This is a genomic window from Actinokineospora fastidiosa, assembly GCF_014648415.1.
Taxonomy (GTDB): domain Bacteria; phylum Actinomycetota; class Actinomycetes; order Mycobacteriales; family Pseudonocardiaceae; genus Actinokineospora; species Actinokineospora fastidiosa.
Window position 1 is genome coordinate 693,973 of sequence record NZ_BMRB01000002.1, and the last position, 15,358, is coordinate 709,330.

Annotated in this window: 15 protein-coding genes; 10 read left to right on the forward strand and 5 right to left on the reverse strand. The window is 73.1% G+C overall.

The features are described from left to right. Positions 1 to 15 precede the first annotated feature (15 nt). A complete protein-coding gene (locus IEY98_RS13085; protein WP_189210696.1) occupies positions 16 to 522 on the forward strand; it encodes a GNAT family N-acetyltransferase in 507 nt (168 codons plus the stop codon). 226 nt (positions 523 to 748) lie between these two features. Further along, on the forward strand, positions 749 to 1,255 hold the full coding sequence (locus tag IEY98_RS13090; RefSeq protein WP_189210697.1) for a DUF2231 domain-containing protein: 507 nt from the start codon (positions 749 to 751) through the stop codon (positions 1,253 to 1,255). On the opposite strand, the gene IEY98_RS13095 is transcribed toward IEY98_RS13090, so the two are convergent. After that, entirely contained in the window at positions 1,215 to 2,516 is a 1,302-nt protein-coding gene (locus IEY98_RS13095) for a PepSY-associated TM helix domain-containing protein (protein ID WP_308425901.1), read from the reverse strand. The two genes, IEY98_RS13090 and IEY98_RS13095, sit on opposite strands and share 41 nt — an antisense overlap. Positions 2,517 to 2,887: 371 nt before the next feature. On the opposite strand from IEY98_RS13095, the gene IEY98_RS13100 reads away from it, so the two are divergent. Beyond that, a complete protein-coding gene (locus IEY98_RS13100) occupies positions 2,888 to 4,228 on the forward strand; it encodes an FAD-binding oxidoreductase (protein ID WP_189210699.1) in 1,341 nt (446 codons plus the stop codon). 27 nt (positions 4,229 to 4,255) lie between these two features. On the opposite strand, the gene IEY98_RS13105 is transcribed toward IEY98_RS13100, so the two are convergent. From IEY98_RS13105 to IEY98_RS13120, 4 genes are all read right to left on the reverse strand, one after another. Beyond that, positions 4,256 to 4,396, reverse strand: coding sequence for a hypothetical protein (locus tag IEY98_RS13105; RefSeq protein WP_189210700.1), 141 nt, complete (start codon positions 4,394 to 4,396; stop codon positions 4,256 to 4,258). 118 nt (positions 4,397 to 4,514) lie between these two features. Beyond that, positions 4,515 to 5,273, reverse strand: a complete 759-nt coding sequence (locus IEY98_RS13110) for a class I SAM-dependent methyltransferase (RefSeq protein WP_189210701.1) — start codon at positions 5,271 to 5,273, stop codon at positions 4,515 to 4,517. Further along, positions 5,270 to 6,409, reverse strand: coding sequence for an MAB_1171c family putative transporter (locus IEY98_RS13115; protein ID WP_189210702.1), 1,140 nt, complete (start codon positions 6,407 to 6,409; stop codon positions 5,270 to 5,272). Before IEY98_RS13115 ends, IEY98_RS13110 begins: the two co-directional genes overlap by 4 nt. 690 nt (positions 6,410 to 7,099) lie before the next feature. Beyond that, positions 7,100 to 7,603: a hypothetical protein gene (locus IEY98_RS13120; RefSeq protein WP_189210703.1), complete on the reverse strand. Its 504-nt coding sequence runs from the start codon at positions 7,601 to 7,603 to the stop codon at positions 7,100 to 7,102. Between the two features lie 302 nt (positions 7,604 to 7,905). Between IEY98_RS13120 and IEY98_RS13125 the strand changes: the two genes are divergently transcribed. From IEY98_RS13125 to IEY98_RS13155, 7 genes are all read left to right on the forward strand, one after another. Then, a complete protein-coding gene (locus tag IEY98_RS13125) occupies positions 7,906 to 8,529 on the forward strand; it encodes a TetR/AcrR family transcriptional regulator (RefSeq protein WP_189210704.1) in 624 nt (207 codons plus the stop codon). Between the two features lie 188 nt (positions 8,530 to 8,717). Beyond that, on the forward strand, positions 8,718 to 9,509 hold the full coding sequence (locus IEY98_RS13130; protein WP_189211768.1) for an ABC transporter ATP-binding protein: 792 nt from the start codon (positions 8,718 to 8,720) through the stop codon (positions 9,507 to 9,509). Beyond that, positions 9,497 to 10,309, forward strand: coding sequence for an ABC transporter ATP-binding protein (locus IEY98_RS13135; protein WP_189210705.1), 813 nt, complete (start codon positions 9,497 to 9,499; stop codon positions 10,307 to 10,309). The genes IEY98_RS13130 and IEY98_RS13135 overlap by 13 nt, the downstream gene beginning before the upstream one ends. After that, positions 10,306 to 12,081: an AMP-dependent synthetase/ligase gene (locus IEY98_RS13140; RefSeq protein ID WP_268244579.1), complete on the forward strand. Its 1,776-nt coding sequence runs from the start codon at positions 10,306 to 10,308 to the stop codon at positions 12,079 to 12,081. The genes IEY98_RS13135 and IEY98_RS13140 overlap by 4 nt, the downstream gene beginning before the upstream one ends. After that, positions 12,078 to 12,974, forward strand: coding sequence for a branched-chain amino acid ABC transporter permease (locus tag IEY98_RS13145; protein ID WP_189210706.1), 897 nt, complete (start codon positions 12,078 to 12,080; stop codon positions 12,972 to 12,974). The genes IEY98_RS13140 and IEY98_RS13145 overlap by 4 nt, the downstream gene beginning before the upstream one ends. After that, positions 12,974 to 14,071, forward strand: a complete 1,098-nt coding sequence (locus tag IEY98_RS13150; RefSeq protein ID WP_189210707.1) for a branched-chain amino acid ABC transporter permease — start codon at positions 12,974 to 12,976, stop codon at positions 14,069 to 14,071. Before IEY98_RS13145 ends, IEY98_RS13150 begins: the two co-directional genes overlap by 1 nt. Positions 14,072 to 14,083: 12 nt before the next feature. Beyond that, positions 14,084 to 15,358 (forward strand): ABC transporter substrate-binding protein, encoded by a 1,275-nt coding sequence (locus IEY98_RS13155; RefSeq protein WP_189210708.1) that lies wholly within the window; start codon positions 14,084 to 14,086, stop codon positions 15,356 to 15,358.

Below are 15,358 nucleotides of genomic sequence, written 5' to 3' on the forward strand. Positions count from 1 at the left end.
GGCTAACCTGGCCGCATGCGCATCCGACCCGCCGAACCCGCCGACGCCGCTGCGATCGCCGAGATCTGGCGCCTGGGCTGGCTGGACGCCCACCTGGGCAATGTGCCCGACGCGCTCGCCGAGGCCCGCATCGAGGCGGGCTTCACCGACCGCGCCGAGCGCCGCGCCCGCGGCGACGACGATGCCGCGCGGACCCTGGTCGCCGAGGTCGCGGGCGCGGTCGCCGGGTTCGTCATGGTCGTCGGCGACGAGGTCGAGCAGGTCTACGTCGCCGCGGAGCACCGCGGCCGGGGCGTGGCCGGACCGCTCCTCGCCGCCGCCGAGGACGCGGTGCGCGCCGAGGACCACCGGCAGGCGTGGCTCGCCGTGGTCGCGGGCAACACCCCGGCCCGCCGCTTCTACGAGCGCCAGGGCTGGACCGACACCGGCCCGTTCGACCACCACGCGCCCGGCGGCTTCGTCGTCCCGGCCCACCGCTACGTCCGAGACCTCACCCAGCCTGCCCGCCAGGACGCCGGGTAGGCCGGGAACGCGCCCGCCACACCAGCGCGGACCACACCCGGTCCCCGCGTCAGTCCCTCGCCTCGCAGGCCCGATCCAGCGGACGGGCAGGCCGCCCGCCGAGATCGTCCGCTGCCCGGCCGACCCGGCGGCGACGCTCGGCGACCGAGGCGCGGGCTCGGGATTGGGCTGCGGGTGGGATGGGTAGCCGGTGCGCGCCAGGGGTCCGACGATGAGGAGTTTGGTCGTGCGTAGTCGCGTGCGGGCTGCCGGTCACGCCGTGCATCCCATGCTGATGGTGTTCCCGCTGGGGCTGCTGGTCACGGCGGCCGTGTTCGACCTGTTGCAGCGGATCACCGGCGGCTCCGACTGGGCGATCGCCGCGGCGTACACGATGGCCGCAGGCGTGCTCGGCGGGCTGGTGGCGGGCCTGACCGGATGGGCGGACTGGGCGCTGAGCGTGCCGAAGGGCACCCGCGCCCGCCGCGTCGGCCTCGTGCACGGCGCGATCAACTCGCTGGTGTTGGCGCTGTTCGCGCTCAGCTGGGTCCTGCGCCTCGGCGAGCCCGGGTGGGCGCCGGGCTGGACGGCCGTCATCGTCTCCTGGCTCGGCGCGCTCCTGCTGGGCGTCGGCGGCTGGCTCGGCGGCGAGCTGGTCGAGCGCCTGTCGATCAGCGTCGACGAGGTCGCGCAGCCGGACGCCACCAGCTCGCTCAGCGGGCACCAGCAGCGCTTCCGCGCCGCACGCGCCTGACGAGCGGGTCGAGCAGCACGAAGGCCAGCAGGCTCACCCCGAACACCGGCATCGCCCACGCGAGCACCACCGCCACACCGACCAGGGCGAACACCGTCGGCCACGACGCCTGCGACCAGACCGGCCCCGGGACCGGGGCGGGCCTGCGCCGCCACCACATCCGGTAGCCCAGCACGAGCAGCGCCACCGCGGCGGCGGCCAGCAGGGCGAGCAGGATCTGGTTGGCCAACCCGAACAGCGTCCCGCTGTGCGCGTCGATGCCGAGCGTCGTCAGCTTGGCGAGGAGGGGGTAGTCGTCCCAGCCGACCCGTCCGGTCACGTCGCCGCTGCCGGGGTCGATGGCGATGGTGTCCACCTGTGGCCCGGGCGAGCTCTCGGCGACCTTGAGCGGCCGGTCGGGACCGGCGGGCAGGCTGACGGTCAGCTCCCCCGCCAATCCGTCCGCCCTGGCCACGGCGACGGCCTGGTCGAGATCGATCCGGTCGATCCCCGCGGTGGCGGCGGGAGCGGTCAAGGTCGGCGCTCGGCTGTCCAGGGCATCGATGACCTGGTCGACCCGGTCCCCGGCGAACGTCGACCAGGTCAGCCCGGTGACGCTGATCGCGAGCAGCCCCACCGCCGCCCAGATCCCGATTGTCGCGTGCAGACCCCGCAACCGCGCCCGTCCCCGACCGCGGCCGCGCTGCCCCATCCACAGGATCACGCCGCCGACCACCAGCACGGGCAGCCAGCTCGCGACGAACTCCGAATACAGCCTGCCCGCCTCGCCGAGGGTGAGGTTGCCGTGGAACTCCCGCAGCCACACCTGCACCGGCGGCCGCCCGTTGACCGTCGCCAATTCGCCCTGCACGGCGGCGGTGTAGGGATTGACGTAGACGGTGGTTCCGTCGCTCAACACCACCTTAGTGGTCCGTTCCGGGTCATCGGCGACTATCACCGAAGTGACATCCCCGGAGCGCCCGCTCATCGCCGCCCGCACCTGGTCGTCGAGCGGCCGAGGCGTCTCCCCCACCTCGTCGACGTACAACTCCTCGGCGTACACCAGGTCATTGATCTGCGGACTGAACGCATAAACGCCACCGCTCACGGCCAGCACAAAAAGAAAGGGAGCGATAAGCAGGCCCGCGACGAAATGCACGCGCCGGGCCAGCAATCGGACCACGGTGCGCGCAGGCAGCACAGGCGCAGGCGGATCAGCCAATGAAGTCACAGCAACCACCCACGGGTCGGGAACCGGGGAACGGAAAACGCGCAGCCCCACCGGGAATGCGGCAGCGCCGCTCCCGCGTCGAACCGGCGCGGAACCACCACGCCCGAACCTAGCCAATCCGAGGAATGCAAGGATAGTGAGACCGCGAACAAACCCGACGGGGAACTTACGCGCGATCCGCAACGGCGCCCGCCTCGGTGGAGAGTGGTCCAGTCCCCTCCACCGAGGCGAGCCGTGGCCCGAGTCGGCGAACGCCGCCCTTCCCCGACGACGTTCAACCCGGACGGCCCCACCCTACCACGGCCTCGAACGCACGTTCGACTCCTATCGCGATCCTGCCGATAAGCCGAACAGCGCACGATCGCGGATGACGCGATCGGCTGGACGGACCAGGCTGGGCCGGAACCGGACAGGAGAGATCGATGACCACGCTCGACGGCGGACCGGGCCGTCCCGGCGACGCCGTGTTCGCCGATGCCGTCCGGACCGCGAACCTGGCCGCCCCGGCGGAGCCCGCCGCGGCGGTGACCGTCCGGTCGGCCAGGGAGGCCGAGGCCGCCATCCGGTTCGCCAGGGCGAACGGCATGTCGGTCCGCGTGCACACCACCGGCCACGCCGCTGCCACCCAGCTGCCCATGGCGGGCGCGCTGCTGGTCCGCACCGATCTCGCCGAGCCGGTCACCGTCGACGCCGAGAACCTCGTGGCCCGGGTGCCCGCTGGCGCGGTGTGGCGCGAGGTGGTCACCACGGCTGCCCGTCACCAGCTGGCCGCCGTGCACCCGATCGCCCCGTCCGTCGGCGTGGTCGGCTACCTGACGCGCGGCGGTGTCGGCGTCCACGGGCGCGCCCGCGGCGTGGCCGCCAACGCGGTGCGGGCGTTCGACCTGGTCACCGCCGACGGCGCGAGCAGACGCGTGGACGCGGCGTCGGACCCCGAGTTGTTCGACGCGCTGCGCGGCGGCGGGGGCGGGTTCGGCATCGTGACCGCCGTCGAGCTGGCCCTGTTCCCGCTCGCGTCCCTGGTCACGGGCGCGGCGTACTGGTCGCTCGAGCACGCCGACCAGCTGGTGCCGCTGTGGCGGGACTGGACCGTCGACGCCCCCCGTGAGGCGACCACGACGCTGCGGATCCTGTCCGGACCCGCGGTCGCGTGGGCGCCCGGGCCGGTGCTCTGCGTCGCGGGCGCGGTCATCGGCGGCTCGGCCGCGGCCAGCGACGCCGACGACCTGCTCGACCCGCTGCGCGCCGTCGCCGCCCCGCTGCGCGACACCTGGCACGCCGACGGCCCCGCCGCTGCCCTGTTCGCGCACGAACACCCGGCCGGTCCGCGCCGCACCGTCGGGGACCATCTGCTGCTGGACGAGATCGGACGCGACGGCGTCACCGAGTTCCTGCGGGTGGCCGGTGAGGGCTCGGGCTCGCCGCTGCTGGCCGCGGAGCTGCGGCACCTGGGCGGGGCGCTGGCCGAACCGGACCCGGCGGGCGGCCTGCTGGACCACATCGACGCCCAGTTCGCCTACGTCGGCACGGGCTCGGCCGCCGATCCGACGATCACGGCGGCCGCCGTCGAGCACAGCGCGGTCGTGCGGGCGGCGCTGTCGCCTTGGGATGTGGGCACGACCGTGCCGAGCATGGTCGCCACCCGGACGCAGCCGCAGGGGCACCTCGACGCCTCGCGCGCCCTGCGCGCCGAGGCGGTGCGGGCGCGGGTCGACCCCGACGGGCTGTTCGCGGGGGACGTGCTGCCTGGCTCCCCTGGGTGACCGGTCGGGCCGCCCCAGGGGGAAGCGTCAGTCCAAGCCTCGAACGATGGTGGGTTCGTAGTCGTCGTCCTCCGGGGTGCGGGGACGTGGCCAGGTGGGCGCCCGGCCGCCGATGACCCAGTCTTCGGGTGTATCGCTGCTGCCGGGCACCGACTCGGTTGTCGTCATGGTGCCCTCCTGCCGGTTACGGTGCGTTGACCCCTCTGAGGGGACCACACCGCGGGCCGCGGAGCGAGCGCGATTCCACTATTCGGCACACGGGGCCACCGTTTCGGGCGGAAAGCACTCACCCGGTAACAGGTTGTGGCCTCCCGGCGATACAAGGTTTTCGACCCCATACCGCGATGCTGATCTGGGGAATGTCCACGAAGGCCGGTTCCAGCAGCCGGGAGCGGAACTCGGCCAGGTCGTCCTCGGTGACCAGCCCGCGGGCCAGCAGCGCAGGCGCCGCCTGGTCGATCAGCGGTCGCCAACGGTCACGGTCCAGGTTGCCCATGCAGGCCGGGCGGGCGGCGAACCCGATGTCGGCGAGCCCGGCAGCGCCCATCCGGGACGGCACGCCCCGCACCCACGTCAGATCGGCCCCGGTCTGCAGCTTCCGGTAGGCGGCCATGATCCGGGCGACCACCGGGAACGCCGCGGTCTCCTCGGGCAGCTGGAACGGGTCGGTGACCACCAGCCAGCCGCCGGGCCGCAGCCAGCCCGCCGCCCTGGCCAGCACGTCGTCGCGGGCGGCGAGGTGGCAGAGCACGAACCGGGCGTGCACGAGGTCGAACGCGCCGGGGTCGAACGCGGGGTCGGTGATGTCGGCCTCGACGACCTCCGCGGGCGAGTCGGCCAGGTGGGACACATCGATGTCGACGGCGACGACCCGGCCGCGCGGGCACCGTGCGACCAGGTCCTCGGCCACCGAGCCCGCGCCCGCGCCGAGGTCGAGGCAGTGCGCGTCGGGCGGCAGGCCGAGGCCGTCGAGCACGCCGAAGGTGAAGCCGTCGGTGCTCGACTGGATCGAGCCGAGGCGGACGGCCGGGTCGACCGCGGTCACCGCACGCCCTCCCGGGCTCCGGCGCCCGCCAGCTCGGACTCGCGCAGCCGGGCCAGCGTCCGCAGGAAGGCGATCTCGCCAGCCCAGTCGGCGTCGTCGGCCGGGGTGTGCCCGCCCGACGGCGGCGAGTCGACCGGCTCGGTGCCCGCGCCGCGCGCGGCGATGGCCGCCGACAGCCAGTAGGCCACCGCCAGCGCCTCCCGCTCGGCCGGGTCGGCCGCGCCCTGCGCGCGGGCCTGGGCGGCGGCGATCTCGGCCGGGTCGACGTGGTCGCGCAGCACCATGAGGGCGTCGCGGATCTCGATCACCCGCCGGTACAGCCGGAAGTCCAGCGAGCGGCGCGGCACCGCGGATGCGGGCAGCCGCACGTGCGGGACGGCCGAGGTCGTCTCCGCCCACAGCGGCTCCAACGCCCGCAGGTCCCGCGCCTCCCGGACGGCGCGGACACCGCGGGCGACGACCGGGACCAGCACGCCCGCGACCATCAGCCAGGTGGTGATGCCGATGTTGAGCGGGAAGAAGGCGCCCAACCAGGCGTTGTGGGTGAACAGGTAGGCGATGATGACGACCGACCAGAAGAAGGTCGACGAGGTGAACCCGGCGGCCAGCAGCCCGAGCCCCACCCGCAGCGGCCGCGTCTCGGCCAGACGGGCGTACCGGGCGCACAGGACCGCGCACGGCAGGACGGCGACGACGTGCGCCACCGACAGCAGCCACCAGAACGGGCTGTACCAGGGCACGGAGATCGAGGTGACGCAGCCTGCGGCCCCGGCGCCGGTGTCGAGCAGGATCAACGCGACGCTCACGGCGACCGCGCCACCGTAGACCGCCAGGGGCCGCCGCCTGGCGAGCGCCGCGAGCACGAAGTCCAGGATGAACGCCGAGGCGATGACGCCCCAGATGTTCATGATGATGCCGCAGCTGTGACCCAGGATCGTGTTGCGGTTGAGGATGGCGGTGATGGGGTTGAGGTACGCCGTGACGGACCCCGCCAACCCGACCACCGCGATCAACAGCCGCCGCTGCGGCTGCGAATGCCGCGCCCCCGGCAACCGCACGAGCAGCGCCAACCACAGGACGATGCACCCGGAGGTCACCACGACGGTGCCGACCTCCCGCAGGTCATTGGGAGTCACCGCCCGCCCCACCCCGCCCCAACCGCCCCAACCCGCACCGAGTCGCTCATCGCCCACTCCCGGAGATCCATAACCCGCACCGACACTCCGACAAACTCATTCACCCGCGCGGCCCGCCTTCGCCCGCCGCCCAGCCTTCGCCCGCAGCACGCCCCCACAGGCCCAGAACCTCCAAGCCCCCGCCAACCGCCCCGACGCGCACCGAGCCGCCCTTGCCCACCACACGCCCCGACAGGCCCACTGCCCAGCCCGCCCGTCCGCCAAGCGCACCGACTCGCACCGCTCCGCCCTTGTCCACCGCATGACCCGGCAGGGTTACCGCCCGCACCGAACCCCCGCCGATCAGAGCGCCTGTCCGTGCTGAACAGCCGGTGTCCGCCACAGGCTCCGGCAGGCCCGCTGCCCGTGCCGAGACGTCTCGGGCCAGCCCGCCTGCCCGGGGCGCATCGCTCTGGCCCACCACACGCCTCCGCAGGCCCACGGCCCGTGCCGAATCGCCGCCCTCCAGACCGCCTCGCCGTACCGGACAGCTCTTGCCCGCCACGCGCCCCCGCAGGTCCGCGGCCCGCGCCGAGGTGGCTTTCGTCAGTGGGCGGCTCTCAAGGTTCGCGGGCTGGGTGGTCAGCGACCATCCCCACAGGTCAGAGTCGGGTCGGGTGGGCCGGGGGGCAGGTGGGTGGACCGCAGGGGTCACCGGGTGCCCCGGCCGAGGCCGAGAGCGGCGGCGAGGTTGCCGAGGACGCCGGGCTGGGCGTTGGGCGCCCTGGTCTCCGCGGTGATCCGGATGAGGCTGGCCACCAGTTCGGCCTCCTGTTCCTCGTCGTTGGTGTAGGCGGTGCGGTTGAGCATTCGGCGCACGAGGTCCGGGGAGAGGTCGGGGAGGAGTCGGGTGAGGTCGCCGAAGGTGTCGCCGCCGCGGTGGTCGCAGAGCATGTGCCCGAGCTCGTGCAGGACGATGTGGTCGCGGTGGAAGGCCGAGGTGTTCTCCTCGACCAGGATCACGTCGCGGTCGACGAGTTGGAACCACACGCCGCAGGTCTGGGCGGTGGCGCCGCCCGGGAGGGTGCCGATGTCGATGGGCCTGCCCCGGCGCTCGGCGATGGCGGCGACCAGGTCGGGGACGGTGAACGGGTCGGGCAGTGGGAGGTCCGCCACCAGCGCCCGCCATTTGCGGTACGCGCGTCGAGTGACCATGCCGCGGCTTGACCTCCCGGGTGCACCTGCCAGGCCGGAGGGTACATCGTAGCGCTCGGGCATGGTGCTGCCCAGACCCGCGGCTCAGTCGCCAATGGACAGTCGCGGCCGGACGCTTCCCCGCGCATCACCCCCCGGTTCACCCACACGGCCCCCGCCGGATGACCCCCCATCCCAGGCCCGTCCGGCCCACCTCAGCCGCGATCGACCGCACCACCGACCCCCAAGCGGCGCCGCCCTCTTTGTTGCCCACTGTTCAAGAAACGCCCGGTGACCTCGCCGTGGTCAACTAATCTGGGCGGATGGCCAGGCCGACACCGACCCGCCCGCGCTCCCGTCCGGCCGCGGGACTGCCCGCGGTCACCCCCGCCCGGATCATCGACGCGGCGGTGGCGCTGACGATGGAGCACGGGCTGGAGAAGTGGACGGTCCGCCAGCTCGCGGCCGTGGTGCAGGCGTATCCGGCGGTCGTCTACCACCACGTCGGCAGCCGCGACGCCGTGCTGGCCGAGGTGCTGGAACGGGTCGTCGGCATGCTCCCCGTCCCGCCCGAGGAGCTGCCGTGGCGCGGCTGGTTCCGCGTCCTGCTGGGCGAGCTGCGCGGCCTGCTGAGCCGCTACCCGGGCGTGGCCAGGCGGTTCGCCCTGCACGGCCCGGGCGTGCGCGCGGCCGCCCCCATCGTCGACCGCGGTGTGCGCCTGCTGCAGGAGGCCGGTTTCGGCAAGGAGAGCGTGCTGACCTACAACCTGCTACTGGTCACCGCGTGCCAGTTCCTCGCCATGGAGGACGACCGCGCCGCGAACCCCGAGGCCCGCCCGGCCGAGAACCCCGAACAGGTGGCCGGGTACTACGCGAGCTTCTACGACTACGCAATCGAACGCTGCCTCGACGGCGCCGCCGCCCGCCTCGCGGTCCTCACCGGCTGACCCAGGCCACTGTGGACATCGAGACCGCAGCAGGCGACCCCTCTAGAACAGCGTTCAAGAACCGCCACCTACTCCGGCGGCAGCAAATGTTCGATGAAGTCCTCTTGTCGCCGACCGACGCGCCGGTCTAACGTCCGTGCTCAATGTGAGGCGGATCACTTTGGGCGGGAGGGGCCGTGGCGGACCCGATCCTGGCGGTGGCGAACCTGGAGGTCGTCTACGACGACGTCGTCCTGGTCCTGCGCGGCCTGAGCCTGACCGTCCCGGAGGGCGCCGTCGTCGCCCTCCTCGGCGCGAACGGCGCGGGCAAGACCACGCTCCTGCGCGCGGTGACCGGCCTGCTCGGCCCCCACCGCGGGCGGATCACCAAGGGCTCGGTCGCCGTGGCGGGCGTCGACGTGACAGGCGCGGACCCCGCCGATGTCGTGCGGCGCGGCGTCGCGCAGGTCATGGAGGGCAGGCGCGTCTTCGCCGAGCTGACCGTCGAGGAGAACCTGCGCGTCGGCGCGCACACCCGCCGCGCCCGCGCGCTGGTTAAGGAGTCGCTGGAGCGCGTGTTCGACCTGTTCCCCGTGCTGGCCGCCCGGCGCGGGTCCGTCGCCGGGTACCTCTCGGGGGGCGAGCAGCAGATGCTGGCCATCGGGCGGGCGCTGATGGCCGCGCCCCGGCTGCTGCTGCTCGACGAGCCGTCGCTGGGGCTCGCGCCGAGGCTGGTGGCGCAGGTGCGCGACATCATCGCCGAGATCAACGCCCAGGGCACCAGCGTGCTGCTGGTCGAGCAGAACGCGGTGATGGCGCTGTCCATCGCCGACCACGGCTATGTCCTGGAGGTCGGCTCGGTCGTGCGCGACGGCCCGGCCGCCGACCTGCTCGCCGACGCCGACATCCGCGAGTTCTACCTCGGTGCCCCCGCCGACGGGGAGCGCCGCTCGTTCGCCGAGGTCAAGAGCTACCGGAGGAAGAAGCGATGGAGCGCGTGAGCGCCCCGGCCCCCGCCGCCTCGGGGCAGGCGTCCGGGCCACTGCTGGCGGTGGCGGACCTGACGCTGCGCTTCGGCGGCGTGACCGCGCTCGACGGCGTCGGCTTCACCGTCGCCCCGGGCGAGCTGCTGGCGGTGATCGGCCCGAACGGGGCGGGGAAGACCTCGGTGTTCAACTGCCTCAACGGCGTCTACCGCCCGCAGCGGGGCACGATCGAGCTGGGCGGCCAGTCGCTGATCGGCAGGGCCCCCGCCGCGATCGCCGGACTGGGCGTCGCGCGGACGTTCCAGAACCTCGGCCTGTTCCCCCAATTGTCCCTTGTGGACAACCTGATGCTGGGCCGCCATCACCTGATGCGGACCGGGTTCCTGGCCGGAATGGCGTGGTGGGGTCGGGCCAAGCGGGAGGAGATCGAGCACCGCGCTGCCGTGGAGGACGTCATCGAGCTGCTGGAGCTGGAGCCCTACCGCCGCACCCCGGCCGGGCTGCTGCCGTACGGGGTGGCCAAGCGCGCCGAGCTGGGCCGCGCCCTGGCGATGGAGCCGCGCCTGCTGCTGCTCGACGAGCCGGTCGCCGGGATGAACGTCGAGGAGACCGAGGACATGGCCCGCTACCTGGTGCAGGCCCGCCGGGAGCTGGGCCTGGCGATGATCCTGGTCGAGCACGACATGCGCCTGGTGATGGACCTGGCCGACCGGGTGGTGGCGCTGGACTTCGGCGTCGTCATCGCCGCGGGCACGCCCGACGAGGTCCGCGACGACCCGCGCGTCGTCGAGGCGTACCTGGGCTGTGGCGCGTGACGGCGGCGGACTCCCTGCCGGGCAGGCTCCTGCGGCTGGCGGCCGAGCGCCCGGACGACGTCGCCCTGCGCCACAAGCGCCGGGGTGTCTGGCGCGAGTGGACGTGGTCGGAGTACGCCGACTGGGTGGCCAGGACCGCCGAGGGACTGCGCCGCCTGGGCGTGCGCCCGGGCGACCGGATCGCGGTGCACGCGGAGAACCGTCCGGAGTGGGTGGTCGCCGACCTGGCCGCGCAGGGCATCGGCGCGCAGACGATGGGGGTCTACCCGACCTCGCCCCCCGCGGAGGTGGAGTACCTGCTGCGGCACTCGCGGGCCGTCCTGCTCATCGCCGAGGACGAGGAGCAGTACGACAAGGCGGTGGCCGTGCGCGACCGGCTGCCGCACCTGCGCCACATCGTCCTGATCGATCCCAAGGGCGTCCGCCTGTCCGACGGCGTGCTGACCTTCGCCGAGCTGGCCGCCGACGGCGAGCGCGCCGACTACGCCCGCGCCGTCGCCGCGCTGGACCCGGGGTCGACCGCGATCCTGGTCTACACCTCGGGCACCACGGGCCCGCCGAAGGGCGCGATGATCTCGCACGCGAACCTGGTGGCCGCCGGGACGGCGTTCATCGAGGCCCTGGGCGCGGCGCGGGACGACGAGGTCCTGAGCTACCTGCCGCTGTGCCACATCGCCGAGCGCCTGCTGACCGTCATCGACGGCGTGTGGGCGGGTCTGGTGGTCAACTTCGGCGAGGGCGGCGCGGCGTTCCGGCAGGACCTGCGCGAGGTGCAGCCGACGGTGTTCCTCGGCGTGCCCCGGGTGTGGGAGAAGCTGATGGCGGGCGTGGAGATCCGCATGGCCGACGCCACGCGGCTCAAGCGCGCGGTCTACCGCGCCTGCCTGAGACAGGGCCGCCGGATAGCGCCCCGCCGGATGGCCGACGCCACCACCGCCGCGGACAGGATCGTCCTGGCGCTGACCGAGGTGCTGGTGTTCCGGGCGCTGCGGGAGAAGCTGGGGATGGCGCGGGTGCGCGTGGCGATCAGCGGGGCCGCGCCCATCGCGCCGCAGGTCCTGGAGTTCCTGTGGGCCATCGGCATCCCCGTGCGCGAGGGCTACGGCCAGACGGAGAACACCGCCATCTGCACGCTGACCCCGCCCGGCGACGTGCGTCTCGGCGCGGTGGGCCGCCCCCTGCCCGGGGTGGAGCTGCGGATCGCGCCCGACGGGGAGATCCTGACCCGCTCGGCGGGCGTGTTCCAGGGCTACCTCGACGACCCCGCCGCCACGGCCGCCGCGGTGGACCCCGACGGCTGGCTGCACACCGGCGACGTCGGCGAGCTGGACGACGGCTACCTGCGGATCACCGACCGCAAGAAGGACATCATCATCACCGCGGGCGGCAAGAACGTCTCCCCGTCGGAGATCGAGAACCGGCTGAAGGTCTCCCCCTACGTCCGCGAGGCCGTGGTCGTCGGCGACCGCCGCAAGTACCTGAGCGCCCTCATCGGGATCGAGCGGGACACCGTCGGCGACTGGGCCACCCGCAGGGGGATCGCCTACACCACCTACGCCGACCTCTCCGCCAAACCGGAGGTGCACGCGCTCATCCAGCAGGTGGTCGACGAGGTCAACGCGGAGCTGTCCCAGGTGGAGCGCGTCAAGCGCTTCACGACCATCACCCGCGAACTGGACCACGAGGACGGCGACCTGACCGCCACCCAGAAGGTCAAGCGCGCGGCCATCACCGAGCGCTTCGCCGAGCGGATCGAGGCGATGTACCGGTGACCGCGCTGCTGCAGAACGTCTTCGCGGGCCTGTCCCTGGGCTGCACCTACGCCCTGGTGGCGCTCGGTTTCGTGGTCATCTACAAGGCCACGGGCGTCATCAACTTCGCCCAGGGCGGCCTGCTGGCCCTGGGCGCGTACCTCGGCTACACCTTCTCGACGAGCCTGGCCATGGCCTTCGCGGTCGCCGTGGTCCTGGCGTGCCTGGCCGCGGCGGTCGCGGGCGCGGCCGTCGAGCGGATCGTGCTGCGGCGCATGGTCGGGCAGCCGCCGTTCGCCGTCATCATGATCACCATCGGGCTGCTGTTCGTCATCGAGCCGGTCATCACCGCGATCTGGGGCTTCGAGAACCTCCAGGTCACCAACCCGTGGAACATCGACACCGTCACCGTGGGCGGGCTGGTGCTGGGCGTGCGGGACCTGTGGACGATCGGGCTGACGGCCGCGGCCGTGGTCGGCTTCTTCCTGTTCTTCCGCCACTCCGACTTCGGCCTGGCGATGCGCGCCACCGCGTTCGACCCGGAGGCCGCGCTGGCGCAGGGGATCAGCGCGCGCCGGGTCTACGCGGTGTCCTGGGCGATCGCCGCCGCGCTGGCCGCGCTGGCCGGGATCACCCTCGCCGCGGGGCCGGGCGGGCTGTCGCCGTCGATCGGGTTCATCGCGCTGGCCGCGTTCCCGGCGATGATCCTCGGCGGCGTGGACTCCCCCACCGGCGCGGTGCTCGGCGGGCTGGTCATCGGCCTCGTCGAGGCGCTGACCCGCGGGTACCAGGACCACCTCTTCGCATGGGCGGGAGACAACGTGTCGGTGATCGTGCCCTACCTCATCATGATCCTGATCCTGCTGGTCAGACCGTACGGCCTGCTGGGCACCCGAGACGTCCGGCGGATCTGATGGCCCGCCCGCACCGCAACCTGGTCCGCGACCACGGGCAGGACCTGCGCCTGTTCGGCACCCCGGCCGCCCGCACCGGCCTGGTCGCGATGCTCGCGGTGTTCGCCGTGCTCCCGACGGTCGTCCGCGAGGACTTCTGGCTGTCCGTCCTCATCTACGTGGGCATCACCGCGATCGGCGCGATCGGTCTCAACCTGCTCACCGGTTACTGCGGCCAGGTCTCGCTGGGCCACGCGTTCTTCATCGGCGCGGGCGCCTACTGCACCGCGATCGCGGGCGGCACGCTCGGCCTGCCGCTCCCGCTGTGGCTGGCCGCGGCCGCCATGGTCGGCGCGGCGCTGGGCGGGCTGATCGGCCCGTTCACCCTGCGCCTGCGCGGCCACTACCTGGCGATCGTCACCCTGGGCCTGGTCTTCGTCGGCGAGCACCTGTGGCGCAACCTGCGCCCGGTGACCGGCGGAAACTCCGGCACGTCGGTCACGGCCTCGACCGCACTGGGGCCGGTTGACCTGTCGCGGATCGAGGTCGCTGGCGAGGTCTACTCCCGCAACCAGGGCTGGTTCTGGCTGGTCTGGGCGCTGGTCGGCCTGACCGCCCTGCTGGCCAAGAACCTCGTGCGCACGCGCCCGGGCCGGGCGCTGCAGGCCATCCGCGACCGCGACCAGGCAGCGGAGGTCATCGGGGTCCGCGCGGGCCGGTACAAGATCGCCGCCTTCATGGTCTCCAGCGCGATCGCGGCGGTCGCGGGCGCGCTGTTCGGGGCGTACCAGCAGTTCGTCAGCCCGGACGAGTGGAACCTGCTGCTGTCGATCCAGTACATCGCGATCGTCATCGTCGGTGGGCTGGGCACGATCTTCGGCGCGGTGCTCGGCGCGATCTTCGTCGGGGCGCTGCCCGCGCTCATCGACCGCTACAGCGACGTCATCCCGGGCGTGCAGACCTCCGTCGGCGGGGACGGGTTCATCAGCGTGTTCGCCCTCAACCAGGCGATCTTCGGCGTGCTCATCGTGGTGTTCCTGGTGGTCGAGCCCCGCGGGCTGGCGGGGATCTGGCTGCGGATCAAGACGTATTTCCGGACCTGGCCGTTCTCGTACTAGGAGGCCGAGAGAATGAACCGAGCGGCACTCACCGCGGCGCTGGCCGCACTGGCCCTGACCGCGTCCTGCGGCGGCGCGGGCGGAGACGGCGGGAACGCCGGGGCGGGCGCGGCGGGCGCGCCCGCCGCGGTCCCCGGCTTCGACGGCACGACCATCCGCCTCGGCGTGCTCTCGCCGCTGTCCGGGCCGGTCGCGGTCATCGGGCAGCCGCTGACCACCGGGAACAAGGTCTGGTTCGACCAGGTCAACGCCGACGGCGGCATCGCGGGCAAGTACAAGGTGGAGCTGGTGCAGGAGGACACCCAGTACCAGCCGGACGTGACGGTCCAGCAGTACAACAAGATCAAGGGCGAGGTCGCGGCGTTCACCCAGGTGCTGGGCACGCCGTCCACCCTGGCCGTGCTGCCGCTGCTGCGCGCGGACCGGATCGTCGCCGCGCCCGCGTCGCTGGACGCGCTGTGGGTGCGCGAGGAGAACCTGCTGCCGGTCGGCGCGCCGTATCAGATCCAGGCCATCAACGTGATGGAGCACTACCTGTCGGACGGTGGCGGCTCACCGCAGTCGGTGGTGTGCACGATGATCCAGGACGACGTCTACGGCGAGGCCGGGCAGGCGGGCATCGACTTCGCCGCCGAGCGCATGGGCTTCGCGGTGGCCAACACCCAGCGGTTCAAGGCGGGCACGGAGAACTACGCCGGCCAGATCCAGGCCCTGGCGGGCGAGGGCTGCCAGATGGTGTTCCTGGTGGCGACCCCGACCGACGCGGGCAAGATCTGGGGCACTGCCGCGCAGGCCCGGTTCGCGCCGCGCTGGTACGGGCAGTCGCCGTCGTGGGTCGGGGCGCTCGCGCAGTCGCCGCTGGCGCCGTATCTGCAGGCCAACGTGCTACTCGCGGCCGAGGGCACCGAGTGGGGCGACACCGAGGTGCCCGGGATGCAGGACATGGTGTCGCGGATGGAGCGGTTCGCGCCGCAGCAGCAGCCGGACTACTACTTCGCCTTCGGCTACAACCAGGCCCGCGCCATGACCGCGCTGCTGGAGAAGGCCGTCGAACGCGGCGACCTGTCCCGTGACGGCCTGCTGGCCGCGTCCCGCGAGTTGGGCGCCGTGGCGTTCGACGGCCTCTCCGGGGAGTACCGGTACGGCCCGGCGGAGAGCCGCAACCCGCCGCGCAGCACGACGATCTTCCGCGTCGACCCGGCGAAGCCGTTCGGCCTGGCGACCGTCAAGTACAACATCACCTCCCCCGCGGCCAGCGCCTACGAGTTCGTGAAGGCCGACATCTAG